Annotated in this window: 37 protein-coding genes and 1 pseudogene; 5 read left to right on the top strand and 33 right to left on the bottom strand. The window is 70.1% G+C overall.

What is annotated here, in order from left to right; all coding sequences use genetic code 11:
• Positions 1 to 61 precede the first annotated feature (61 nt).
• The 33 genes and pseudogenes from FFT10_RS17215 to FFT10_RS17060 all read right to left on the bottom strand — a co-directional run bounded on the left by FFT10_RS17215 (position 62) and on the right by FFT10_RS17060 (position 18,975).
• Positions 62 to 661 carry a phage virion morphogenesis protein gene (locus tag FFT10_RS17215; protein WP_137734094.1) on the bottom strand — a complete coding sequence of 200 codons (600 nt, stop codon included), beginning with the start codon at positions 659 to 661 and terminating at the stop codon, positions 62 to 64.
• Positions 651 to 1,424, bottom strand: a complete 774-nt coding sequence (locus FFT10_RS17210; protein WP_137734093.1) for a phage head morphogenesis protein — start codon at positions 1,422 to 1,424, stop codon at positions 651 to 653. The genes FFT10_RS17215 and FFT10_RS17210 overlap by 11 nt, the downstream gene beginning before the upstream one ends.
• Complete coding sequence (locus FFT10_RS17205; RefSeq protein ID WP_137734092.1) at positions 1,414 to 1,674, bottom strand: hypothetical protein; 261 nt, start codon at positions 1,672 to 1,674, stop codon at positions 1,414 to 1,416. Before FFT10_RS17205 ends, FFT10_RS17210 begins: the two co-directional genes overlap by 11 nt.
• Positions 1,674 to 2,162, bottom strand: coding sequence for a hypothetical protein (locus FFT10_RS17200; RefSeq protein WP_137734091.1), 489 nt, complete (start codon positions 2,160 to 2,162; stop codon positions 1,674 to 1,676). The genes FFT10_RS17205 and FFT10_RS17200 overlap by 1 nt, the downstream gene beginning before the upstream one ends.
• 140 nt (positions 2,163 to 2,302) lie before the next feature.
• Positions 2,303 to 2,698 carry a DUF1643 domain-containing protein gene (locus tag FFT10_RS17195; RefSeq protein WP_137734090.1) on the bottom strand — a complete coding sequence of 132 codons (396 nt, stop codon included), beginning with the start codon at positions 2,696 to 2,698 and terminating at the stop codon, positions 2,303 to 2,305.
• Between the two features lie 184 nt (positions 2,699 to 2,882).
• Positions 2,883 to 3,263 (bottom strand): annotated as a pseudogene (locus FFT10_RS17190) (Gp49 family protein); the annotation flags it as partial.
• Positions 3,263 to 4,912, bottom strand: a complete 1,650-nt coding sequence (locus FFT10_RS17185; protein ID WP_137734088.1) for a DUF935 domain-containing protein — start codon at positions 4,910 to 4,912, stop codon at positions 3,263 to 3,265. The gene FFT10_RS17185 and the pseudogene FFT10_RS17190, both read right to left, overlap by 1 nt.
• A 14-nt stretch (positions 4,913 to 4,926) precedes the next feature.
• Positions 4,927 to 6,489 (bottom strand): hypothetical protein, encoded by a 1,563-nt coding sequence (locus tag FFT10_RS17180; RefSeq protein ID WP_137734087.1) that lies wholly within the window; start codon positions 6,487 to 6,489, stop codon positions 4,927 to 4,929.
• On the bottom strand, positions 6,486 to 6,659 hold the full coding sequence (locus FFT10_RS27960; protein WP_162854862.1) for a hypothetical protein: 174 nt from the start codon (positions 6,657 to 6,659) through the stop codon (positions 6,486 to 6,488). The genes FFT10_RS17180 and FFT10_RS27960 overlap by 4 nt, the downstream gene beginning before the upstream one ends.
• Before the next feature lie 11 nt (positions 6,660 to 6,670).
• Positions 6,671 to 7,195, bottom strand: a complete 525-nt coding sequence (locus tag FFT10_RS17170) for a DUF3486 family protein (RefSeq protein ID WP_137734085.1) — start codon at positions 7,193 to 7,195, stop codon at positions 6,671 to 6,673.
• A gap of 14 nt (positions 7,196 to 7,209) precedes the next feature.
• The gene (locus FFT10_RS17165) at positions 7,210 to 7,530 is read right to left on the bottom strand and encodes a hypothetical protein (RefSeq protein ID WP_228027158.1); all 321 of its coding nucleotides are present in this window, start codon (positions 7,528 to 7,530) and stop codon (positions 7,210 to 7,212) included.
• On the bottom strand, positions 7,527 to 7,904 hold the full coding sequence (locus FFT10_RS17160; protein WP_137734084.1) for a hypothetical protein: 378 nt from the start codon (positions 7,902 to 7,904) through the stop codon (positions 7,527 to 7,529). Before FFT10_RS17160 ends, FFT10_RS17165 begins: the two co-directional genes overlap by 4 nt.
• Positions 7,901 to 8,158, bottom strand: coding sequence for a TraR/DksA C4-type zinc finger protein (locus FFT10_RS17155; protein ID WP_137734083.1), 258 nt, complete (start codon positions 8,156 to 8,158; stop codon positions 7,901 to 7,903). Before FFT10_RS17155 ends, FFT10_RS17160 begins: the two co-directional genes overlap by 4 nt.
• Positions 8,155 to 8,418: a hypothetical protein gene (locus tag FFT10_RS17150; protein WP_137734082.1), complete on the bottom strand. Its 264-nt coding sequence runs from the start codon at positions 8,416 to 8,418 to the stop codon at positions 8,155 to 8,157. Before FFT10_RS17150 ends, FFT10_RS17155 begins: the two co-directional genes overlap by 4 nt.
• A 2-nt stretch (positions 8,419 to 8,420) precedes the next feature.
• Positions 8,421 to 8,678 (bottom strand): hypothetical protein, encoded by a 258-nt coding sequence (locus FFT10_RS17145; RefSeq protein WP_137734081.1) that lies wholly within the window; start codon positions 8,676 to 8,678, stop codon positions 8,421 to 8,423.
• 174 nt (positions 8,679 to 8,852) lie between these two features.
• Entirely contained in the window at positions 8,853 to 9,257 is a 405-nt protein-coding gene (locus tag FFT10_RS17140) for a Mor transcription activator family protein (RefSeq protein WP_137734080.1), read from the bottom strand.
• Between the two features lie 13 nt (positions 9,258 to 9,270).
• Entirely contained in the window at positions 9,271 to 9,783 is a 513-nt protein-coding gene (locus tag FFT10_RS27670; RefSeq protein WP_154694090.1) for a hypothetical protein, read from the bottom strand.
• Positions 9,780 to 10,244: an HI_1489 N-terminal domain-containing protein gene (locus FFT10_RS17135; protein WP_137734079.1), complete on the bottom strand. Its 465-nt coding sequence runs from the start codon at positions 10,242 to 10,244 to the stop codon at positions 9,780 to 9,782. The genes FFT10_RS27670 and FFT10_RS17135 overlap by 4 nt, the downstream gene beginning before the upstream one ends.
• Positions 10,244 to 10,729: a hypothetical protein gene (locus FFT10_RS17130; RefSeq protein ID WP_137734078.1), complete on the bottom strand. Its 486-nt coding sequence runs from the start codon at positions 10,727 to 10,729 to the stop codon at positions 10,244 to 10,246. Before FFT10_RS17130 ends, FFT10_RS17135 begins: the two co-directional genes overlap by 1 nt.
• Positions 10,726 to 11,226 (bottom strand): regulatory protein GemA, encoded by a 501-nt coding sequence (locus FFT10_RS17125; RefSeq protein WP_137734077.1) that lies wholly within the window; start codon positions 11,224 to 11,226, stop codon positions 10,726 to 10,728. The genes FFT10_RS17130 and FFT10_RS17125 overlap by 4 nt, the downstream gene beginning before the upstream one ends.
• On the bottom strand, positions 11,226 to 11,471 hold the full coding sequence (locus tag FFT10_RS17120; protein ID WP_137734076.1) for a hypothetical protein: 246 nt from the start codon (positions 11,469 to 11,471) through the stop codon (positions 11,226 to 11,228). Before FFT10_RS17120 ends, FFT10_RS17125 begins: the two co-directional genes overlap by 1 nt.
• Complete coding sequence (locus FFT10_RS17115) at positions 11,468 to 11,848, bottom strand: hypothetical protein (RefSeq protein ID WP_137734075.1); 381 nt, start codon at positions 11,846 to 11,848, stop codon at positions 11,468 to 11,470. The genes FFT10_RS17120 and FFT10_RS17115 overlap by 4 nt, the downstream gene beginning before the upstream one ends.
• The gene (locus FFT10_RS17110; RefSeq protein ID WP_137734074.1) at positions 11,845 to 12,120 is read right to left on the bottom strand and encodes a hypothetical protein; all 276 of its coding nucleotides are present in this window, start codon (positions 12,118 to 12,120) and stop codon (positions 11,845 to 11,847) included. The genes FFT10_RS17115 and FFT10_RS17110 overlap by 4 nt, the downstream gene beginning before the upstream one ends.
• On the bottom strand, positions 12,117 to 12,704 hold the full coding sequence (locus FFT10_RS17105; RefSeq protein ID WP_137734073.1) for a host-nuclease inhibitor Gam family protein: 588 nt from the start codon (positions 12,702 to 12,704) through the stop codon (positions 12,117 to 12,119). Before FFT10_RS17105 ends, FFT10_RS17110 begins: the two co-directional genes overlap by 4 nt.
• A gap of 28 nt (positions 12,705 to 12,732) precedes the next feature.
• On the bottom strand, positions 12,733 to 13,038 hold the full coding sequence (locus FFT10_RS17100) for a hypothetical protein (RefSeq protein WP_137734072.1): 306 nt from the start codon (positions 13,036 to 13,038) through the stop codon (positions 12,733 to 12,735).
• A gap of 9 nt (positions 13,039 to 13,047) precedes the next feature.
• Positions 13,048 to 13,407: a hypothetical protein gene (locus FFT10_RS17095; protein WP_228027157.1), complete on the bottom strand. Its 360-nt coding sequence runs from the start codon at positions 13,405 to 13,407 to the stop codon at positions 13,048 to 13,050.
• Between the two features lie 19 nt (positions 13,408 to 13,426).
• A complete protein-coding gene (locus tag FFT10_RS17090; protein WP_137734071.1) occupies positions 13,427 to 14,224 on the bottom strand; it encodes a hypothetical protein in 798 nt (265 codons plus the stop codon).
• 3 nt (positions 14,225 to 14,227) lie between these two features.
• Positions 14,228 to 14,428: a hypothetical protein gene (locus FFT10_RS17085; RefSeq protein ID WP_137734070.1), complete on the bottom strand. Its 201-nt coding sequence runs from the start codon at positions 14,426 to 14,428 to the stop codon at positions 14,228 to 14,230.
• 3 nt (positions 14,429 to 14,431) lie between these two features.
• Positions 14,432 to 15,061: a ParB/RepB/Spo0J family partition protein gene (locus tag FFT10_RS17080; protein ID WP_137734069.1), complete on the bottom strand. Its 630-nt coding sequence runs from the start codon at positions 15,059 to 15,061 to the stop codon at positions 14,432 to 14,434.
• Positions 15,058 to 15,633 (bottom strand): hypothetical protein, encoded by a 576-nt coding sequence (locus FFT10_RS17075; RefSeq protein ID WP_137734068.1) that lies wholly within the window; start codon positions 15,631 to 15,633, stop codon positions 15,058 to 15,060. The genes FFT10_RS17080 and FFT10_RS17075 overlap by 4 nt, the downstream gene beginning before the upstream one ends.
• Before the next feature lies 1 nt (position 15,634).
• Entirely contained in the window at positions 15,635 to 16,342 is a 708-nt protein-coding gene (locus tag FFT10_RS17070; protein ID WP_137734067.1) for an AAA family ATPase, read from the bottom strand.
• Positions 16,343 to 16,387: 45 nt separating this feature from the next.
• On the bottom strand, positions 16,388 to 18,733 hold the full coding sequence (locus FFT10_RS17065) for a Mu transposase C-terminal domain-containing protein (protein WP_137734066.1): 2,346 nt from the start codon (positions 18,731 to 18,733) through the stop codon (positions 16,388 to 16,390).
• Entirely contained in the window at positions 18,730 to 18,975 is a 246-nt protein-coding gene (locus tag FFT10_RS17060) for a helix-turn-helix domain-containing protein (protein ID WP_137734065.1), read from the bottom strand. The genes FFT10_RS17065 and FFT10_RS17060 overlap by 4 nt, the downstream gene beginning before the upstream one ends.
• Before the next feature lie 38 nt (positions 18,976 to 19,013).
• Between FFT10_RS17060 and FFT10_RS17055 the strand changes: the two genes are divergently transcribed.
• The 5 genes from FFT10_RS17055 to FFT10_RS17035 all read left to right on the top strand — a co-directional run bounded on the left by FFT10_RS17055 (position 19,014) and on the right by FFT10_RS17035 (position 22,204).
• The gene (locus FFT10_RS17055; protein WP_137734064.1) at positions 19,014 to 19,568 is read left to right on the top strand and encodes a helix-turn-helix domain-containing protein; all 555 of its coding nucleotides are present in this window, start codon (positions 19,014 to 19,016) and stop codon (positions 19,566 to 19,568) included.
• 157 nt (positions 19,569 to 19,725) lie between these two features.
• Complete coding sequence (locus FFT10_RS17050) at positions 19,726 to 20,100, top strand: hypothetical protein (RefSeq protein WP_137734063.1); 375 nt, start codon at positions 19,726 to 19,728, stop codon at positions 20,098 to 20,100.
• Between the two features lie 6 nt (positions 20,101 to 20,106).
• Positions 20,107 to 20,553, top strand: a complete 447-nt coding sequence (locus FFT10_RS17045) for a hypothetical protein (RefSeq protein ID WP_137734062.1) — start codon at positions 20,107 to 20,109, stop codon at positions 20,551 to 20,553.
• A gap of 103 nt (positions 20,554 to 20,656) precedes the next feature.
• On the top strand, positions 20,657 to 21,838 hold the full coding sequence (locus FFT10_RS17040) for a peptidase (protein ID WP_137734061.1): 1,182 nt from the start codon (positions 20,657 to 20,659) through the stop codon (positions 21,836 to 21,838).
• A 6-nt stretch (positions 21,839 to 21,844) separates the two neighbouring features.
• Positions 21,845 to 22,204 (top strand): DUF2190 family protein, encoded by a 360-nt coding sequence (locus tag FFT10_RS17035; protein WP_137734060.1) that lies wholly within the window; start codon positions 21,845 to 21,847, stop codon positions 22,202 to 22,204.
• The last annotated feature ends 2 nt before the right edge of the window (positions 22,205 to 22,206 follow it).

The raw sequence follows: 22,206 nt of genomic DNA, 5'->3' as shown, positions 1-22,206 counted from the left end.
CTGTTCTACGGTTCAGGGTTGGGCGCCGGCCTCCTGCTGATGCTGTGGCGTTGCAGCACGGTCAGCCGCTCCACCGTGAGTTGAAGAAGCGCGCGCCGGCCGACACCATCTCGGTGTTGTCGGCCTCGCTGGCCCCCAGGAATGGGCGGGCCGGGATGGTCACCTGCTGGCGCAGCAAGAACTGCGTGATGCCCTTCTCGTCGACCAGGATGAACTGGCCCTTGAGCGTCTGCGCCACGTGCAGGCCCTGCATGTTGCGCGGGCTGCCGGCGGCGCGGGCCGCTGGCGTCACCGGGATGGAGAGGAACGGACCTTTCTTGGCCCTGATGACGCCACCGAACTGATGGACCGCCGCGTACAGCACGTTGGTGCCCACCGCCACGCTGGTGTTCGTGGCCTCGGTGGTGATGCTGTTGCGCAGGCGCCGCGTCAGGCTCAGGGTCTGGCCGCCCTCGGTCTTGGCGCGGAAGCTCTTCTCCCACGCCTTGCCATCTGGCCCGGTTGTCGACCTGAACCGCAGCTGCGCGCCGGTCCTCAGCACCCGGCCGATGTTCTGCATCAGGGGCAGCATCTGCCCGCCCAGCGGCAGCGCCAGGCGCACCCGATCGAGCGCGGCCTTCACCCGCGCGTCGTCGATCTTGACTGTCACATCACCGGCCATCGCGGAACTCCTTCTGCTTCGTGGCCAGCTGCTCGCGCAGCAGCTCCACCCGGCTTGAACCCGGCGCGTAGGCCCAGCCCGGGCCCACGCCCTTGGGCACCTGCTCAACCTCACCGGTGCGGGGGTTGGTGTACTCGCGCATCTGCATGGGCGGGGCACTGTCGGGCTCGGCCTTGCCCATGCCGGCCGCCTGGTCGGCGCTGAGCTGGATCACCCCGCACCGGCAGCCCCAGTCGTTGGGCGGGTAGTGGGTCTGCCACCACGGGTCATCGGCACGCAGCACCAGGCCGTCCCAGGCGGCGTGCTCGGGGCGGGTGTTGGCGTCGTTGACCGCGTCGTACATGAGGTACGGCGCGTCGGTCTTCGTCTGCTGGATCTGCGCCCAGTGGCCGGCGGCGTAGGCCGTCTGCATGTTGGTCTCGAAGATCACGCGCAGGCGGCGCGGGCTGCCCAGCTGCACGGTGCGGGTTTCGCCGGTGACCGGGTCGGTCATGTCGGCCTTGCCCCACCAGCCGGCCTCCAGCAAGCGCGGCTTCAGCTCGTCGCGGAACTGATCCAGCGTCTGGCCACTGGCGATCGCCTTGTCGACGGCGGCGCGCACGTCCTTCAGCAGATCCACCTGCATCATCTTGGCCACGGTGAAGGCCTCGTCGTGCTGGTACTGCCAGACGTCCTGCCATGCGAAGCCGGTGGCGTATCCCTTGCCGCGGAAGAACTCCAGGGCCTTGCGTGGCTCCAGGTCGAAGCGGGCTTCAGCTGCCATTGCCCCACCTTCGATCCAGCCTGGTCCATGCGCGCAGGATGGGTGAGCGACCCTGCCGCTTCGCCTCGCGCGCAGCCTCCACGATCACCACCACCTCCAGCGTGCGCAGCAGGGCGAGCCGTGCAACATGCACGATGCAGATCCACACGCCAAGCACAGCCAGCGTCGTCGCGCCCCAGATGAAGGCAGGGAAGACCCACTGGAACGCATCGAACCAGAAGAGCAGCCAGGCTGAGTTGGTCTCGAACATCAGGCTGCCACGCCCACGGCGCGCTCGTAGTTGGCTGGCCAGCGGTCGATGTGCGGTTTGCCAGGGCGCCACACCCGCAGGTACAGCGCCCACGCGCCTGCCTCGTCTCCCAGCTCGGGCAGTCGGCGCGGGTCGGTGAACAGCAGCAGGCGGGCGGCGGCAGCGGCCAGCGCGTCATCGGTGGCCAGCGCCGACCACAGCGCGGCTGGCGTCGGCTGCACACCCCGGGCAGCGCAGACGCTGTGCATCCAGTAGCGGCTGGCGCTGTGGCGCAGCACGCCAGCGCAGCCACCGCCACGCTCGAATTGCCACAGGCCACGCGCTGGCCCCTGCCCGCCGCCGTCCACGATCTGGACCCGGGCGGTCAGGCCGCTCTCCTGCAGGCCGATGGCCAGCAGCATGATGCGGGCGGGCTCGCTGTCCATCGCGGCTGGCAGCTGGGCCAGGCCCTGATAGATGGCGGTCAATGCGCTTGCAGGGATGGTCATGCTTCACCTCTCATGGCCGCGTCGATCGCCTCGTCAGTGAACTCTGTCAGCCGGCACACGCTGGGCAGCATCAGCGGATGCTCAGGGTGGCCGCTGGCGGTGATGCGTAAGCACATCAGCGGCTTGCCAGCGCGGCGCAGCTACGGCAGCACCTCCTGCACTCTCGCTTCAGCACGCGCGTGGCCTGCTTGGGCGCCCCAGGCCAGGCAAATGGCCGCCGCGTTTGAAGCGGCCTCCGCGATCTGGGTGTCGTTGTGCGGACCTACCGGCCACCCGGCCTGCTTGAGCGCGGCCGGCTTGGGCGTTCGGAAGGCGAACAGGTTCACCACCTCGAAGGCCGGGAATCCGTGCGCATGCGCAAAGGCAATGCACCGGCGGATGGTCGGATCGTCCTTCTTGTCATCCGCAGTGCTGGGGTTGAGCATGACGAACAGCAACGGCTGACCGGCGCCCCAGCGACGGCCGAGCACATAGCGGAATCGCTTGCACTCGCTGACGATCGCAAGGCGGCCAGTGACGACGGGTTGTGTGCTCATGCTGGCCTCACCTGTGACGATGGGATCAGCCGCCCAGGACGTACTGCAGCATGGCCTTGGCCTGCGGCGCCGACATGAGGTTGGTGCCGGTGCGCCCTGGCTGGCCAGGCGTGCCGTCCGGGTACACGTCGGCCGGCACTGGCCAGGTCAGAAAGCGGCCCACCTGCTCATCGGTTGGCCCAGCCAGCCGGTTCTTGAGGGCGTAGCCCATCAACGGCCACATCTTGTTGATGGCATTCGCCCTGGCAATCTTGCGACCCATCTCGGCGTCGAAGTTCTCGGGGCTGGCACAGGCCGATTCGCCGGTAACCGTGAAGCCGTTGCGCAGGATGAGTACGCAGAAGGTCAGCAGATCCAGCTCGTCGGGGATCTCCGCAGCGCGAAGCTGCACCTTGTCGCCGAGCTGCTTGCCCTGTGCGTCGGCGACGGCCAGCACGCCAACCACTCCATCACCAGCGGTGAAGTAGTGCTCGCTGACGATGTTGGCTTCAAGGTCGGCTGGCGTGATGCGTGGAGCGGTCAGGCCCTTGGCCTGGATCTCAGTCTCGATCTGTGCGTCGTTCATCAGGTCCTCGTGCGTCGTTTCACCAGGTCGGCCAGCTTCTGGCCCCAGGTCTTCTTCGGCGCCAGCCCGCGCCCCATGACATTGGCTGCGAAGGCGGCTTGAGCGAATCGCTGCACCACCTCCGGGTCGGGCTTCGCGTCCAGCAGCGTCGTCAGCCGCTCGCGGAACTGCACCAGGTCGCCGCCGCTGGCCTCGGCCAGCGCCAGCACGTCTTCCACCGGCTTGCGCACCAGCGCCTGCCACTCGGCCGCCAGCGCTTCGGCGCCGTCGCTGATGGCCTGCTGCCGGGCCTTGTTGAATGCCCGCTGCGCGCCGGCCTTGCCCAGCGGCACGCCATCTGCAAAGGCGGCATCGGCCGGGTCAGCGGCCGGGTCCTCCGCGGTGTCGCCCATCGGCTGCACGGCGGCCGGGTCGGCACCAGGGTCGGTGCCCGGGGCGGCGCCAGGCAGCAGCATCTGCGGCATGGGCGCCGGGGCCTTCTTCACCCAGCCGTCGCCATAGGTCTCCAGCATGTAGGCCTCGGTCGGCTCCCAGCCCATCTCGGTGATGGTCTTGTCGCGCTGGGCGCGCTTGGCCAGGTCCTCGGGCTCTTCAAAGCAGTGCTCCAGCCGCGGCAGGCCGGCGCCGGGCAGGTTGTACTCGACGATCCAGCGCACCAGGCTGTCGCTCAGCGTCTCGTCGAGCTCGTCGCCATCGTCCTTGGCCACCTCCAGCCGCACATCGTTCTGCACGCCGGCCTGGTTGCTGCCCAGGCCAGCCGCGGCGGCGGTGGTGCTCATGGTCTCGCCGAGCACGGCCTTGCTGATCTGCTCGTCCATGTAGCGGACCAGCTTCTCGTAGGTGTCCACACTGCCGGTGCGGCTGGCCTCCAGCAGTTCGATCACCATGCCGTCGGGCACGATCACGCCTGCATCCTGCGCGATCGCGCTCAGCGCCTGCAGCAGCTTGGCCTGGCTGGCCTTGTCGCTGCCGTTGGGGTACTTGCCCACCGCCGTCGGGCTGCCGAACTTGTCGGCGAAGGTCAGCCAGAAAGTGATGCCGTTGCGCTTGAAGAACACCGGCCAGAACAGCATGCCGCCCAGGCCCGTGCCGTAGGGGCTGTCGTCGTCGGCCCCGCGGCGGTGCACGATGAACTTGCGCGGCGGCATGGCCTCGCCCATCACCATGTTCTCGCGCGTCAGCAGCCGCAGCTCGTCGTCGATGCCGAAGACGAAGCGCCGCGCATCGCGCGCCATCACCCGGGCCGGCAGCACGTAGCCGTCGCGCACCTCCCACAGCACCTCGGCCACCGAGTAGCCCTTGAGCGTGGCCTCCAGCAGGCGCTTGCACAGGTGGTTGAAGCGCAGGTGCTTCAGCGCCTTCTCCACCAGCTCGGCCGCCTGCTTGTCGATCGCGCTCTCGCTGGCGGGCTCCACCTTCCAGGGCCGGCTGGTCACTGCCAGCTTGCGCTTGGCCAGCACGGCGCCGGCATGGGCGTCGCGCTTGAGCTCGTCGTAGATCTTCAGGCCCTTGCCGCCGCCACGGCTCTTGAGCGTGTCGTCCTCGTTGAGCTGCAGGATGCCGCCGTAGAACACCCGGTGGATGTCCCGCTTGATGCTGGCGATCTCCTGCAGGATGGGCTGGCCGTTCTGGTCCAGGATGGTGGCCATGTGTCAGGCTCCGGTCATGCGCTGTAGAGGTAGCTGCGGCGCAGCGCGCGGGTGTCACCGTCGAGCCAGCCATCCATGCCGCTGGATGCGCGCTGCACGCCCAGCGCTTCGAACTCCATCGGCGTCACCTCGGCGCGGGTTGCCGCATCGGCCAGCAGCAGCGCCACGCCGGCATCGCCGTGGCGCTTGTTGCCGTCGGCATCCTTGGTGCGCTTGTCCGGGATGCGAGGCACGCCCCGCACCACCTCGAAGGCCCGCAGATCGCCCATCACGTCGGCATCGCGCGGCAGCTCGATGGTGCCGTCTTCGAAGGCGGCCTTGAAGGGCGCGGTGTTCTCCCGGTACCAGGTCTCGCTGAGCATCACCTGCTCGATGCGGGCGGCGCCGTAGCGCTGCATGGCCACCTCGGCCATGTACTGGCCGTTGCCGCGGGCGTCGAACTTGCCGTGCATGAAGCGCGGCAGCCGGTCGATGATGAAGAACGCCACCTGCTCTTGCTGCTTGAAGGGCACGTTGCGCAGCTCCACCATGAAGGGCACGCGCCGCACCAGCTGCTGGGTGAGCTGCACCGGCACGTCCACCGTCAGGTCACCGCTGCGGCCGAAGTCGCTGCCGAAGAAGCTCTGCAGCGCTGGATCCAACCTGGCCAGCAGCGGCGCAAGGTGCTCGTCGATCCAGTCCTGGCAGTCGGCCTTGCGGATGTGGTCAGGCAGCGTGTCGAAGCCGGGCTTGCACTCCCAGCGCAGCACCGGCAGGTCGGCCGACATGCGGCTTTCGATCAGGGCGCGGCTCAGCCAGGCCCCGCCGCTGTTGGCGGGGATGCAGTCCAGTTCCTCGGCTGCACCGGCGCCGTAGAAGGCATACACGCCGGCCACCCAGGCGTCTTCCTCCGCCTGTGTCCAGGGCTTGCCCAGGCGCAGGCACACGCGGCGATACAGGCCCTCGGCCACCGCCTGGCGGAACGGGATGTCATGCACCGTGCCCTTGCGCCGGCCGGCCTCGATGTCGACGGCCAGGACCGTGAAGGGGTTCTCCACGCCGTTGAGCGTGGAGATGACGTGCACCGCACCACCCCAGATCAGCATGGCCATCGCGGCCTTGAGCAGCTCGTCGAGCTTCTCGTGGAAGCCGGCCTCGTCGATCACGATCACGCCTTGCCGGCCGCGCAGGTTGCTGGGCCGGCTGCTCAGCGCCACGATGCGGAAGCCCGAGCCCGGGAACCGGATCGTGAAAGTCTTGATGTTCTTCTCGTCTTCCTCGTCGCCCCAGAAGCCCTCTTCGATCTCGCCCGCGGCCTTGTTGAACACCCGGGCCCACATGGCGGCGGCCTGGATGTATTCCACCGTCATGTCCTGGTTGTAGGCGATGTAGTAGACGTTCTGGCCGCCGGCCGATCGGTCGCTGGCGGCAGTCAGCACGTTGTCGGCCGCCTCGGCCCAGGTCAAGCCGGTTCGACGGCTCTTGCGCGCCACCTTGAAGGGGCTTCGATCCGCCACCCAGCGCTGCTGGTATGGCAGCAGCACGGCCGGCGCTTCAACGCCGGCCGTGTTGGGCAGATCGAGGGGGACGGTGGTCACTCGCCTTCGTCCGGGCAGTTGCCGCACTCGACGTCGTCGCCCATGTCGCACATGCAGCACTTGTCCGAGTAGCAGTGCGGGCACTCGCGCACTTCTTGCGTCTCGCCTGGCTTGTTCTTCAGGCGCTCGGCGGCAGTCGAACCGCAACCGCCGCAATCGCCGTCTGGCATGTCGGCCGCCGTCACTGCGCGATGCCCAGGATGGCGCGGCGGAGCTCTGCCGCCGAGTCGGCGGACAGCCCGCCGGTCTTGGTGAGCTTGTCGACCTGCTCGGCCGCGGCCTTGGCACGCTCCGCCACCTCGCGCATGAACTGCTGCTGCGCGATGCTGGCCCGCACCAGCGGCGCCATCGCCTTGGCGATCTTGGCGATGTCGACCGAGTCGGGGTCGATCTCGTCCATGTCGCGCAGCAGGCCGAACAGGCGCTGCTGCAGCATCTGCATGGTGGCGCGGGCCATCGCGTCGGTGTCGTCGGGCGCGGCGGCCACCAGGGCGCGGGCTTCCTGGGTGCTACGCTGCAGTTCGGCCAGGCGGCGCTCCATCGCGCTGCCGTAGCGGTGGATGCTGCTCTTGCCCACCTCGTAGCCCTGCTGCCGCAGCCAGTCCTCCAGCTCCACATAGCCCTGGAATCCGCCGCTGATTAGCCGCTGGTCCAGCTCCGCCCGCGTGGCCTCGGGCAGGGTCAGGATCTTGCTGCGCTCGCCCATTGCATGCGCCTGGGTCAGGCGATCGCCGGCCGGGCAATGCCCGGCTCACAGTCGATCGTGTACTCGACCAGGTCGACGCCCAGGCGGTTCAGCTCGCAGTGCCAGCGGCCATCGGGGCGCTTGTCGATGGTGATCAGCTGCCGGTCGTGCAGGTAGTCCAGCTCGCGGCGGATCTCCTGCTCGGTGGCGTCGTGGTAGTTGGCCTGCATCACGCTCAGCAGCACCGTGGTGCCGCAGCCGGCGGGCCGGCTCACGTTCAGCGCCACCAGCAGATACCAGCGGATGCTCTCGCGGCGCACGCGCTGCATGGTCATGGCGACGTCGGGGGTGCTCATGCTTGGTGGTCCTTCTGGGGGTTGGCCTTGGCCGCCTGGGCATAGATCTCGCGCACTGAGTTCTGCATGAGCAGCGTCGCGTGATCGATCTTGGTCATGATCGTGGCGATGGCCTGGTTGTAGTCCTCGCGCCGCACGTAGTCGCGCGGCAGCTCAGCCTTCAGGCCCATCAGGTCGCGCTCGATGCGCCGCATGTCATCGCCCTGGCCCTCGATCATTCGGCTCTGGGCCTTGATCAGGTCGGTGACGGCGGTGAACTTGTCGGCCAGGTGGTCCTGGCTGCCCTTGATGAGCAACTGCGCGATTGCCCAGAACGCGCCGATCACCGTGGCGATGATGATGAACAGCTGGTATGCCTCAAGCTGGATGGTCATTTGGTGCCGTAGCCTTTCTCGATTCGGGCCTGGCACTCCACGCAGAGGCTCACGCCTGGCAGCAGGCGCCGCCGGTCATCAGGGATGGGCTCGCCGCAATGCGCGCCCTCGCAGTACTCGGCGCTCAACACCCGCCAGCGCGCCTGGTCGGCCAGCGCGCCGGCCTGCAACGCACCCTTCAGCCGCTGTGCAGCGAGCGAGTGGCGCAGCAGCATGGCGGTCTCGTCGTTGGCGCGGTCGGCGATGTCGCTCATGCGGCAGGCCCCGGGCCGTCCTTGTCCATGCGCTGGGCCAGCAGCGCATCCTTCTCGCGGCTGCCCCGGCTGCTGCCGAACTCGAACTGGAAGGCATCGCGCAGGCAGGCGCCGGCAATGCCGGCCACGGTGCTGATGACGCCGACCACCTCGCCGGGGATCTCCTTGCGCCAGACGGTCAGCACGCCCAGGCAGGCGATCAGCACCGCCACGGCGCCGATGGCCAGCACGTTGGCGCGGGTGTCGCTCTGCTGGGCCATGCTCAGCCCCGGGCGGCGCGGCGGGCGCGCACCTTGTTGCGCCTGGCCGCAGCCTTGCGCGCGTGCTGGCGCACGCTGTCACCGGGCCGGGGGTAGCCCGGCGGGCGCCACGTACCGCGGCCGGCCCGCAGCCAGGCGGCCCGCTCGATGGCAGCCGCCTGGCGGCTGTTGCCCTGCATGTCGGCCACGCGCTTGGCCTGGATGCTCTCGCTGGCGCTGGTGGCCGATGCCCCCCTTTCGGGGGGGGTGGCCAGTGCCATCGCTGCCATCGCGCCGGTGGCCGCCAGTGCGGCTCTGAAGAGTCCGGTCCGCCGAGAGGTGTTGCGCATCATGCTGGCATGGTGGCCAGCAGCGGCGCCGCGGTCATTTCGCGGATGCGAAAAGCACAAGGCCCGCCGAAGCGGGCCCTGCGGTTCAGCCTGGCGACCGGCGGCCTACTGCTTGGCCGGCGGATCCTGCTGGGCGAACATGTCACCCTGCACGCGCGCCGCATGCTCGCGCCGCGCCACCGCGATCACCCGGTATGCCTGCTGCAGGCAGATGCCATAGCGCCGGGCCAGCGCCGCGTAGTTGTTGCCGGTGAACTCGTTCCACATCCGCTCGCGCCTGCGTCTCTGTCGCATCGTCTCGCCCTTGGCCCAGTACAGCGGGCTGCCGCCGAAGTGCTCGCGCACCGCCTCGGCGGTGGCCTCGGCCACCGCGGCGGCGCGGTCGGGCTCGATGTCGATGCCGATCAGCTGGCGCTCCACAACGGAGGCCAGCTCGCGGATCAGCTCAGGATAGTCGGGGTCTTGGGTGATGGGCGGTTCAAGCCCATCGAGCGTGGCTTGCGATGTCATGACAGAGGGTCCCTTATGCGGTTTCTGCACACCCCGGCTGGTCTTGGCCAGTGCTTGGGGGTGCACTGGGGAAGATGCCAGAAGTTGCAATTCGTTGCAGTGCGTCCGGCTCGGCCCTGCAAGGGTTTACAGCCCGCGACTGCGGGGTTGCCGTCAGCCTGTCTGCCAGCCTGCGGCGCAGGGCCTCCAGCTGGGCCCGCCGCTCGGGCGTGAGCGGCGGCGGCCTGTAGGCCAGCACCGGCTCGGCCGGCAGCGCCGGCAGGTGGTCCAGCAGCTGCTTGGGCGCCGGCCACCGGTCCACCGCGCCGGCCAGGCTGACGAAGGCCGGGTGCAGGCGCGCCGAGTCGCGCTCGGCGTCCCACCGGTGACAGCGGCACAGCACCTCGATCCACCCCTGTGCGGTGAGGGGTAGCACCTCGCCGGCCGGGCTGCCTGGCAGCGCCAGGCTGTAGAGCAGCTGCACGCCGTCGATCACGGCGTTGCGCAGCCAGCGGTCATCCTCTGCGGTGGTGGTGGCGGCGGTCATCCTTTCATGCCCTCCAGCGCCACCAGCGCCTGGCCGGCCTGGCTGCGCGGCAGGCGAGCGGTGGGCGCGGCGTTGGCCAGCGCAGCCTGCACCACCGTGCCGGCCTCGTGGCGGGCCTGGGCACTCTCCAGGCAGCGCTTCAGGTAGTTGTGGTTGCCCAGCGGCTTCCAGCCCGGCTGGGCGCGCTTCTCGTCCAGGCCGCGGGCCGCCTCCACCAGGCCGAGCACCAGCGTCTCGGCCGGCACGGGCAGCAGGCCCACCACCTCGCGCATCAGCCGCAGCGCGCGGCCCCAGCCCAGCTGCTGCTTGGCCGGGCGGAAGTAGCCGATGTAGTGCATCAGCGGCAGGCTCAGATCGGGCTGCATGCCGGCCAGCATCGCCATCACCTCGCGCCCGGCTTCGTGCTGCAGGGCGCTCTCGATGGGGAAGGTGGCGTGGCACACGGGGCAGTTCAGTTGCATCACGATGGCTCCTTCTGGGTGCACCCGTCGAGCTCGTCCATCAGGGCCTTGCGCTTCATCTCCAGCATGGCCACAGCCACTTCGGTGCAATCGACCAGGCGGATGTCTTGGCAGGTGCTGCTGATGCGACGGCGGAAGGCTTTGCCGGTGGGGAAGGTCGGCGAGTAGTACGAGTACTTCTTCTCGGCCATCTGGCGGTGCTGCTTGGCGCTGTACACCCTCTTGGCCAAGGCCAGGTCCTTCGCGCTGTACATGGCGCGCTGGTGCATGTTCAAGAAGCGGTGCTCGTTGCGGCTGGGCTCGGGGCGCAGCCATTCGCCGCGCCAGAAGCCGTCGATGAAAACCATCACCTCGAAGCGCAGCGGCTTGGTCTGCCGCACCTCGGCCACCACCTTGGTGGTGCCATCGCACAGCAGCTCAGCGCGGCCGTGCGGAAAGGACAGCGACTTCTCCACCGCCGCCCACTGATCAGGCGTGAGCTTCATGCCTGTCCTTTCAGGTTGGGGAAGACTTCCTGCGCGATGCGCTTGGCCTGGCGCCGCTGGTCGTACACCAGCGCGGCGATCAGCTTCTGCAGATCGGCGCTGGTGGCGAACTCGATCGCGTCGACCTTGAACATGCGCTTGCACATGCCGTTGGCGTAGTCCCACCCGCGGCCCGAGTCGGCGAGCAGCGCCTCCACCTTCTTGATCTGCTCGGCCTTGCTGGCCGGCGGGCGCGCTGGCCGGCCGGGATAGGTCTGCCCCGGCTTGGCCAGGCCGCGGGCCTGCATCAGCTGGCGCAGGTGGGCCACCACGCGGGCGCGGCCGGCGTGGTCCAGGTCACCAGCGCTGCGCACGCGGCCGTGGGTCCACAGCATCTGGCGGTACTCGCTCTCCGGGTTCTTGTCGCTGGTGTCCATGCCCAGCTTGCCGGCGGCGATGTGGATCTCGGCCAGGTCGTTCTTGCGGGGCCGCACCTGGCGTGCTGCGGGGAATGCCATCACGCCTCCCGCTGGGTGATCTGCCAGACCGAGCACGTCGGCCGCTGGCCCTTGGCCTGCAGGTCGCGCGCCGTCAGCGTACCCGGCTGCAGCGCCAGCGCCACGGTCAGCTTGTCGACCAGACGCTCGATCGCCATCGCCGCGCTGCTGGTGCTGCTGGCCCGCTGGCCGCCCACGGTCTGGGTGGTGTAGGCGCCGCCGATGCCGGACACCTTCACGTTGAGGGGGAATTGAACCGGCTTCATTGCTTCACTCCACCGGCCTTGGCCAGCGCCTCGATCGACGCTAGGTGCTCTCGCAAATGCCGCTTCGGGCTCTTCCAGGCCACCCATCCGGCCAGCAGCTCGAGCGCGTTGAGTAGCGCGCCGCGCACCTGGTCAACCGACACATCGGCCGGCGCGATCGCCAGGCCATCGATCGGGCCTTTCGGGTCGGCCCAATGCGTCACGTCGGTGATGAGGCCGCCGTGGGCGCAGTCAATCCAGGCGCCTCGCTCGTCATCCCAGTGCGCTGTTAACAGCGCGTCCTGGGTCGACCAGACGTTCACTGTCAACTCGGCGTCGGGCTTGCTGGCGCTGGCGTCATGCCACTGCAACAGCTCGAAGTACTTGGATGCGCTCATGAGGTGCCCCCAGCCCGCACAGGCTCGCTGCCCAGCGCGCCTTCCTGCGGAAACAGCAGCAGCTCGCTGGTCGCGAAGTCGGTGTGGATCAGCTGCTCGCGGATCAGCGCGGTGGTGCCGGCGCTGAAGACCTGGGCGGCGCCGGTGTCGTCGACCAGCACCAGCTCGCCGGTGTTCAGCACGCCCGCGCGCAGGGGCTGCTGCTGCGCCGGCTTGCTGGCCCACGCCACCAGGCCGGCCCAGGCCGAGTAGATGAAGGCGCCGCCGCTCATGCTGCAACCGCCGAGGCGGCCTCCTGCTCGAACGGTGTGATGCTGAAGTCTTCGAGCCCGGTGACGATCTCGATGCCGCTCACGCTGTCCAGCTTCACGGCCTCGGCCAGCAGCTCGGCGCGCTGCGGGTCGGCGCTGGGCGCGCCCTTGGTGGCGTTGTGGGCGGCCAGGATGGCGTCCTTGTCGATCTCCTCCTTGGTGCGCAGGTAGCGGCTCAGGCCCAGGGCCTTCAGCGTCTTCATCACCATGTCGGCCTTGGTGATCTTCACGCTGGGCGGGCGCTGGCGCCAGTTCACCTCGCCGGTGATCAGGTTGGCGAACTTCACCTTGTTGCCGTCGGTGATCTCGGCGCGGTTCGCCTCGCACCAGGTCTGCACGCCGGCCGCCAGGCGCTTGACGTCGCCGCTCAGGCGATCGAGCTCGGGCTGGTGCTTCGCGGTGATCGCCGCGATCGCGTCGTTCATGTCGGCGGTGATGCGGGTGATCTGGCGCTGCAGATCACCGATGGTGCGGATGTCGGCAGCCACCGCGTCGCGGGTCTGCGGTGCGGCGGCGGCGGCGGTCTTCAGGCGCTTGGTGGCCATGTGGGTTCTCCTGGTGATGGAAAGCGGGTCAGGCGGGGCGGCGGGCCGCGGCGGCGATCGCGCGCTCGGCCTCCGTCTGGGCGGCGGCGGCCTGGTGCAGCTGCATGGCGTCCAGGCGGCTGGCGAACTCGCGCAGGCCCCATGCGGCACCAGCCCAGCAGCACGGGTGGCGCGTCAGCAAGCTGCCGTAGGCGCTGAGCAGGGCATCGAGCAGCACGCCATGCGGGTGGCCTGTGGACTGCGCGGCGCCGATCAGGCCTTGCGCCAGGTCGGTAACCGCCTCAACGTGCCGTGGGCTGGGCTGCTCGCCCGGGGGGATGATGGGATCGGGCATGGTGGCCTTTCAGGTCTGCAGGTGGAGCTGGCCGAGCAGGTCGGGCAGCGGTTGGCGGCGCAGCTGCGCCTCGATGCGCAGGCTGTGCAGCGCCCGGCTGCGCAGGAAGGCGCAGCACGCCTCCAGCTCCCCGGCCGTCTCGGCGATGTAGTAGCCGGTGGCGGGTGTGCCGCAGATGGCGATGCCCTCCTCCCGGGCCTCGCTGATCAGCGTGCGCAACATGCGCTCGCTGGTGCAGCAGGCGGCGGCCAGCCTGGCCGCGCTGATGCCCTTGGCCGCGCCGGTGTGCTGGGCGGCCAGGCGCTGCAGCAGCAGGGCCTTGGCGGCCTCGGGTGACACGTAGGGCATGGGGATCGGGATGTCGGTCATCGGCGGCCTCGTCTCGGGGTCAGGGCTGCGACAGCGGCGGGCGGTGCGGTACCAGGGCATCGCCGCGGCGGGACAGCACGGCCTGGTGGGCCTGCGCGCCGGGGCGGATGTAGGGGCCGTCTGCAGGCGCCAGCAGGCCACCACGCAGCAGGATGGGAGCCGCGCCCGCAGCCGGCTGCGGCCTGGGCGTCAGCAGGCCCTTGGGGTCTTGCACGGGCTGCTGGGCCAGCTGCAGGGCCTGGTCGCGCACCACCACGCCGGGTGCAGCGCCGGCAGGCGGCGGCACCAGCATCTGGCTGCCGGGCAGCAAGGGCGGGCGCTGGCCAGCGCTGGGCTCGCGGGTGGCCGCTGCCCTGGCCTTGTCTAGCGCCTGCTGCCGGGCGGCCTTGGCCTCGGCGCGGGCAGCGGCGGTGGCTGCCCGGGCAGCTTCGCGCTTGGCCTTGCGGGCCTGCGCCTGGTCGGTCGCTGCCCTGGCCAGGGCAGCGCGTCGCGCGGCGACGCGCTCTTCACGCTCGGCCGCCTGAATTGCAGCGATGCGCTGCACCTTCTGGGCGGTCTGCTCGGCCAGCACGCGCAGCTCGGCCTGTGTGGGCATGCTGCGGATGGCATCCAGCCGCTCGGGCGTCAGGCCCCAGCGCTTGGGCTTGTGGCCGGGCAGTTCCACCAGGTGGCCACCGGCGATGGCGCCGTGGATGCGCGCCCCCACCGCGTTGTGGCTGCACTGGATGATGGCGCGCACGGTGATGTGGTCGACGTAGCCGCGCACCCAGGCCACGGCCACGATCTGCGGGAGAACGCTGTTGCGAGGGGCGCGCATGGCTCAGCCCTGAAGATCGGTTTGCTGGCAGGCGGCCTGGGCGCGTTGCTGCCTGTACTGGCGCCACAGGTGCCGCGTGGCGTGGCCCATGCCCTGCAGGCAGTCAGCCAGCAGTAGCCAGTTGCACACCGCGATGGCGTGCAGCGCGGTGCGCAGCGTGTGGTTGCGGGTGTAGATGACGCGGGTGTTGCTCTGGGTGCGCATGGTTCAAGCCTCCTGGGCTGGGGTGGTGGTGGCCTGGCGGCCACCGGCGTTGAAGTGCGGGCACGGGCCCGCGGCGGTGAAGCGGCCCTGGCCGCGGCAGGCGTACCAGGCGGTGGCGTGCTGCGGGTTGCCGATGCCGGTGCCGCCCTTGCCGGGCCGGCGCTCCTGCACGTCCTGGCAGACCTTGGTGGACACCTCGCCCATCACCGGGCAGGTGCACTGCGCGCCCATCAGCGCGCCGCGCACGCGGCGCTCGATGCGCTGGGTGCTGGCCGCGTAGTTGCCGCTGAGCACCTGGCTGACGGTGGTGTCACCCACGCCGATGCGGCGCGCTGCGGCGGCCTGGGTGGTGCGGGCGCACTCGGCGCGCAGTGCGCCGATCCAGTTGCCCGCTTCACCCGGCGCAGCGGCCGAGCTGGGGGCGCTGTCGCGCAGGGCGCGCAGCAGGTTGTCGGGCTTGGCCACGTAGGTGCCTTTCAAGACGCGGTTGATGGCGGCGATGGAGAAGCCGATCCGGGCGGCCACCTCCTGCTGGGTGCCTGAGCGGCATTCGTCGGCCAGGCGGGTGAGCAGCTCGGCGCGCTCGGCCGCCGGCAGCGGCGCGCTGCGGATGGGCGGGTTGCGCGGGGTCACGCGATCACCTTCGCGTTGGCCAGGCCGATGGCGCGACCGGCGGGTGTCAGGTCGCCACGCTCGTCGACCAGGTCGCGATTTCGCAGGGCCTTCAGTACCGCGGCGCGGGCACCGGTGTTCTCCGGGTCGGGCAGCGCACCCTCGGGCCGGCGGCCTGCCGCGGCCAGCGCCAGCCAGCGCACCGAGGCCGGCTTCAGCGGGGACAGCTTCGGCTCCGGCGGCGCATCAGGCGGCATCAGCACGCCACCGTCGCCCCACACGTCCTGCGTGTTCGGGTCGTACATGGTCAGGCTGCCCTTGCGGGTGATCGGCGCCACCGGACCGGTGTTGCGGCGCAGGCTGTAGGTGTCGTAGCTGCCGGGCACGCCAGACATCCGCCGTGCCACGCGCTCCACGTAGCCGCAGCGGCGCAGCCGGCCCAGGTAGTGGCGGGCGGTGCGGTGCGCCAGCAGCGGGCAGGTGGTGAGCAGCTGCGGCAGCGTGAAGCGCCGCAGGATCCGCATCGCCTGCCAGGCCTGCTGCTGGCCGGGCTGAAACTGGCTGCGCTTGACGCAGCCCTTGACGCCTGCCATGTCAGACCCCGCGTTGGCCGATGAACAGCTTGCGCGCGCCCCACTGCTCGGCGTCAATCGCGGCCCAACCGTTGGCGCGGGCCAGCTGCTCGATGCGGGCCAGGCCCACCACCATCAGGCCCACGCTGCCGCCCGCCTCCTGGTGCAGCCGCTGCAGCAGCTCGTCGTCGACCTGCACCTCGCAGGTGGCGCGGGCGATGTCGCGGGCATCGGCCAGGTCGCTGCGAAGGAACTCCACCCAGTGGCTGATGCGCCGGGCCAGCTGCGGGCGGGCGTTCAGTCGCTTCTCGATGCCCTCCATGCCCACCATCACCACCGGCACGCCGCTCAGGTCATGGATGTCGCGCAGCGTCTCGATCATGTCGCCGTCCTTCAGCAGGTAGTCGGCCTCGTCGACGAACAGCGGGCGGTTGCTCTCCTGCAGCGCGGTGACGATGTGGTCGACCATGTCGGCGTTGCGCCCCATGCCGGCGGCCTGCAGCTCGGCCATGATCTTTCGGAGCATGGTGTTGGGCGTCCAGGTGCGCATGGCGCGCACGTAGACGCCCTCGGTGCGGTTGACCAGCCAGGTGATGGCGGTGGTCTTGCCGGCGCCGGTGTAGCCGTGGACCAGGGCCATGCCCGGGATGCCGGCACTGCGGCCGGCCAGCTCTTCATAGGCCACCTGCAGGGCGGCGACTGACTTGGTGATAGCGAGGTTGTTTCGCATACGATCGGCTTTCGAAGGGGCTTTGCTTGGACGCTGCGCCCCGGGTTAAACAGCCCCGCTCTGGCCTTCACTGCCAGTGCGGGGTTCTTCTTTCATGGCCTCGGCCTGCTCGGCCACCATGTCGTTCATGCGGCGGTAGCTGGCGGGCTGCTCGGCCTTGAAGGCGGCCAGGAACTGGCGCTCCTCGTCGCCCAGCTCACGCACCAGGGCCTGGCCCAGCAGCCACTGCACGCGCTGGGCGCGGCTCTCGAAGCGCGGCGCCGCCACCAGGCCGCCAGCGCGCGCCAGGCGGGCTGCGGCCAGCTGGTTGGGGGTGCCGGCCGGCACGTTGGCCGCCTCGGCCTGCTGGCGCGCGACGATGCGGGCCTGCGCCTGCTCGATGCCGACCAGGTCGGCGGTGCTGCGGGCCGGCGCCAGCGCCGCACGGGCAGCATCGGCCGCGGCATCCAGGCCGGGGCTGCTGTGCGCAGGTGCCGGGCGCGCCGGCAGGCTGGCCAGCTTGCCGGCCGCCGCGGCGCGGCTGCGCAGGATCTCGCCCACCACCTGGTCGGTGCCGACCTTCTTGGCGGCGGCCCGCAGGGCGCGGCGCTCGTCCTGCACGCGCTTCGTCTGCATGGCCTTGGCCTGCACCGCCACGTCATGCCGGCTGATGCCGGTGCGCTCGGGCGCCCGGGCCAGGCAGATGAAGCGCATGTCGTCGCCGCCGAAGACGTGCAGCGTTCCCAGGTCGCCCTGCAGCGCGTCGTAGCGCACGTACACCTCGCGGCCCACCCAGGCTTCCAGCTCTGGCGCGATGAAGTGGGTGTCATCCAGGCGGATGCCCTTCTTGCCCACGGTGCGCCGGCCGTTGTTGCCCGGGGCCTCGGCCAGCAGCACGTCCAGCGCGTGCTCGTCGTCGATGCGGCGTACCTCGGCGGTGTTGCGGGCCAGCGCCTCGAAGGGGGTGATGCCACCCAGGCCCTCGTGCGGGTTGTGCAGGTAGACCGACTGGATCCACTCGTCGCAGAAGGTCTGCAGCTCGGCGCTGCTCATCTGCAGCTCGACCACCTCGCCGCGCTTCATCAGCCGGTCGGCAAAGCTCTTGCGGGCCTCGATCGCGCTGCGCTCGGCCACGTCATGCCCGATGAAGCCAGGGCACAGCTCGACCAGGTCGCGCGTGAAGGTGCCGAAGAACCGCTCGATGTGCGGCTTGTGCCAGGGCTGGAACGGCGGGCACAGTTCCTGGATGTCCTGCCCCACCGGGCTGAGGGCGGTGAAGACGCGGGTGATGTGGTGGCTGGTGTAGTCGCTGCCGTTGTCGGTCTTGACCCGCTGGGGCACGCCCAGGTCCAGCAGCATCCGGCGGATGAGCGCAGCCACCGCGGTGGCCTTGCTGGTCTTGCTGACCACCAGGCGGGGCGTGCGGGTGCCCACGTCGATGCCGCCCACCAGGGTGTGGCGGCCGTCGGTCAGCATCAGGTCGGCCGGGCTGCTGTCCAGCTCCCACAGCTGGCCGAGCTGGTCGATGCCCTCGCTCTTGCTGCCGAAGGCCACCATCTGGGTGTTCTTCCAGGCGTCGGGGTTGGCCAGGGCCAGCAGCGTGCCGGCGTTGGCGCTGCGCCAGGTGTCCATCCACCGTTCCAGGCTGCGCAGGCTGGGCAGCACCGCCCGCACCGGGCTGGATGCGCCTGCGAACCGGGCTTGCAGGCCCTGCAAGACCTGGGTGGCGCGGGCGTGCGGGTAGGTGACCAGCATCGCCTGGATGAACTCTTGCAGCGCCGGCTGGCTGTCGATGCGGCCGGAGCCGGCGCGGTTGCCGTAGCTGCCGGCCAGCGCGGTGATGCCGTGCTTCTTGATCAGCGCCTGCCAGCGCTCGATGCTGCTGTCGCTGGTGCTGGGCACCTCGGCGCGCACGGCCTCGGGTACCTGGATGGCGCCGTCGTTGTAGGCCAGGGCGAAGGCCAGCCGCGCCTGGTGCGCCGGCAGGCCGCTGGCGCGGGTGTAGCTTTCGCAGGCGCGCACAACGGCCAGGCGGGCATCCATGCGGGCCTGGGCGGCCGGGGCCAGCTCGGCCGCCTGGCGCAGGCTGGCCTGCTGCCTGGCCTGGGCCGCGCGCTGCTGCAGGCCGCCGCGCAGTGCCAGGCGGGCGCCTTCCACCTGGCCGGCGGTGGCCACCTGGGCGCGGGCAGCCTCGGGGTCGGTGCCCGGCACCAGGGTAGCCGGCTGGCGCCAGGCCAGCGCGGCGCGCGCCTCGGGCGGCAGCTTGTCGACGCTGTAGAGGCGCCGCGTGCCGCCGCGGCCGGGCTGCTCCTGGAAGGCCCAGGCCTCGCGCTCCGCGCGGCGGATGACGGTGGACTTGGGAACGCCCATCACCTGGGCGATCTGGGCGGCGGTGGCGTGGGCGGCGGTCATGCGGCCCGTGCCTCCGTTGCGGCGTTGGCGGCCGGCTGGTGATCGGTGATGACGCCTTCCTTTAGGCCGAGAAGCACGGCGACGCGGTGCGCCTCCCCCCGATAGCCCTTGGCCTTGCCGCTCAGCAGGTCGCGCACGGTCTGGTCGTGCGCCTGCAGCTGGCGAGCCAGAGCAGCGATCGAGACGCCCCGGCGGCGGAGGTCCTTCCTTACATCTTTGGGTGTACGTGTCGCGGAGGTCATCTGCTAGCCTTGGGGCTCAAGCGAAATCAAGCGAATTCATGCAAGCGAACTCGAGCGAACTCAAGCGAAGCCTGCAAGGGGAGAATTCGCTCGCCACGCGAATTCGCTGGTTGTTGGCGCAACACGGGCTGCAGCAGAAGCAGCTGGCCGAGGTGATGGGCGTTGGCGTGGACCGGGTGAAGACCCTGGTGCTCGGCAGGGCCGTGCGGCTGCGGGCCGAGGAGATCTCGCGGCTTGAGGCGGCCTATGGATTGCCACGGGCGTGGCTGGTCGACGGGACAGGCCCGCCACCGCCCGGCTATGTGCCGCCGCCTCCCGATGGCGATGGCCCCAAAGCGTCGGGGCCTACGGCATTGCTGGCGGCTGAGGACCCTCCGCGCTGGCAGGCGCCGCCAAACTCGGCGACTGATGCGCAGCTGCTGCAGCAGGTGGTCGACGCAACTGCCGCAGCGCTCGCGGCGCGAGGGTTGCAGCTGCCGCCGCACCGGCGGCTGCGGCTGTACTGGGGCGTCTACGAGCTGAGCATCGATGCTGGCCAGGTCAATCGACGTGCAATATCGACTCTGATCCAGGCTATCGAGGACCCCGGGTGAACAAAAGCGAAGCTGCGCCTCAGGCGAATTTTTGAGTGGTGGTCGCTACCCTGGCCGCGGCGGCCGACATTTAAAGCCGCCTGCGCCATGTGCGAGGCCTTTGCGGCGCTCTTCCGGGTGCGGCGGGCGGGTGAAATCTGCAAAGGAGGGCTGATGCATGTGGAAGATGCTGTTTGCCGGGCTGGTGGCGGCTGCGGTTTCGACGGTGGCTCCGGCGCAGGCCGCAGCGCCGAATGCGGCGACGGCTGAAGCTCGGCCGGATGTCCAGCAGCAGCGCCTGGCGCTGATCCAGTCGCTGATCGGCGCCGGGGTGCTGGACCGGATCGAGCGACCACGCGACATTGCCCGTGTCTGGGTACGCCCCCGCTTCTACGCGGCCGACTTCAGCGAGAAGCGCAAGATCGTCGGCGTGGTGCACGCCTACTTCGCTCAGCTTCACCCGGGAACCGACTACGTTGCGGTGTACGACGCGACCAGCGGCAAGCGGGTGGGCCGGTTCTCGGTCCAGGCCGGCGGCCTGGTGATGGACTAACCAACCATGAAGACTGACCGCGTTGGCTCGGGGGCCGATCTCAAGGCGTTGATCGGGGCCTTGTGCACGGCTGAAGTCGATGTGGCCCACGACTTTCCCCAGTGCACCAAGCTGGAGAAGCGCGGGATGCTCGCCATGCGGCTTCATCAGCTCTACGGCTGGATCGCGCTTCGATTCCCGGGCGCCTCGAGCGAGGCCGTGGGCTACCGCATGATCAAACACGCTTGGTGGATCGCCGGCCTGGTGCTGCAGCGCGACCGGAAGGCGGAAGTGAAGGTGGCCATCAGTGCGGCAACATGGCAGGCCGTGCTGGACGGATGCGAGGCGCCGCCTGAGCTGCAGTCCTACGCGGCGCAAGTTGGAGCATTGAAGGATGAGGCCGCAGTCGAGGCGTTTGCTGCAGAGGTCTGGCGCCGCCTTGGGCTCAGCGAGAAGTCGCGCTTGAAGCCCTGATCAAAGCCTAGAATCCAGCGAAGACGGCCCGCCAACACGCGGGCCTTCTGCTTTTCGCACGCGCGAATAGAGCGCAACGCCAGCCCCGCCGACAGTGCGGGCTGTGACGACGAAACCCACCCCCACCGGCGCCGCCCCGGCGCTGCTCGACCAGGTCGAGATCTTCCGCCCAGGCCGGCACGTGGCCATGAGCGGCCAGGTGATCGAGTTCACCGCGGCCGACGTGGAGGCCATCGCCACCGCCTATGACCCCGCGGTGCACGAGGCGCCCCACGTGGTGGGCCACCCCACCACCGACGGCCCGGCCTACGGCTGGGTGCGGGCGCTGGGCGTCAACGCGGCCGGGCGCCTTTGCGTCACCAGCAGCCGCCAGGTCGAGCCCCAGTTCGCCGAGCTGGTGGGCGCCGGCCGTTTCAAGAAGCGCAGCGCCAGCTTCTACCCGCCGGGCCACCCGGGCAACCCCAAGCCCGAGGGCTACTACCTCAAGCACGTGGGCTGGCTGGGCGCCACGCCCCCGGCCGTCAAGGGCCTGGCCGACAACTTCGCCGCGCCTGAAGAAGGGCTGGTCGAGTTCGCCGGCTGGGACGACGAAGTCAACGCCGGCCTCTGGCGCCGCATGCGCGAGTGGTTCATCGGCCAGTTCGGCGCCGATACCGCCGACAAGGTGATCCCCGCCTGGGACGTCGACACCCTGCAGCGCGAGGCCATGCGCCCCGAGCCCGAACTGATCCCCGCCCCCAACCCCACCACGGCCTATGCCGAAGGAGCCCCCGCAGTGACCACTGCCACCACGGCCGCCGACCAGGCGGCAATCACGGCCCGCCAGGCCGAACTGGACGCCCGCGAGGCGGCCCTGCAGAGCCGGGAGGCCGCCCAGGCCGCCCTGGTCAAGCAGGCCCGCAGCGCCGGCATTGCCGCCTTCTGCGATGGCCTGGTGCAGCAGGGCCGCCTGCTGCCTGCCGAGCGGGCCCGCATCGTGGCCTTCATGGAGGGCCTGCCCGACGACGCCGAGGTGATCGAGTTCGCCGATGGCGACCCGGCCAAGCCGGTGAAGTCGCCCGCCCTGGAGGTGTTCCAGGCCTTCCTGAAGGGCCTGCCGCCGCGCGTCGAGTTCAGCGAGCTGGCCCACACCGATCGCACCGGCGCCACCGTCGACCTGGCCGACGGCAACGCCATCGCCAAGGCCGCGCTCGAGTTCGTCGAGGCCGAGGCCAAGGCCGGCCGCACCGTCGCCATCGACGCGGCGGTCCAGCACGTCATCACCACCCAGCGCAAGGAAGCCTGACCCACCATGAGCAACAAGCAACGTTTCGAGAGCTACCGCGCCGAGGTGGCCGTGGCCGCCTACCTGATCGTGCGCTACGGCAGCGCCGATGGCGCCGCCACGCTGGCCACCGCCGCCACCGATGCCCTGATCGGCGCGGCCGACGGCCTGGACAAGGCCATCGGCGAGCTGGTCGACGTGCACATCGGCGAGATCGGCGAGGTGCGCCTCGGCGGCACGGTGACCCGCGGCGCCGCGCTGACCGCCAACGCCAGCAGCAAGGCGATCAGCACCACCACCACCGGCAACCGGATCATCGGCTACGCCGAGCAGAGCGGCGCGGCCGACGACGTGATCCGCTACCGCGTGTCCCCGGGCACGCTGTAACC

Source organism: Pseudaquabacterium pictum, assembly GCF_005403045.1.
Lineage (GTDB): Bacteria > Pseudomonadota > Gammaproteobacteria > Burkholderiales > Burkholderiaceae_C > Pseudaquabacterium > Pseudaquabacterium pictum.
The sequence above is the reverse complement of the archived record's forward strand: the minus strand, read 5'-3'. Positions and strand labels throughout refer to the sequence as shown.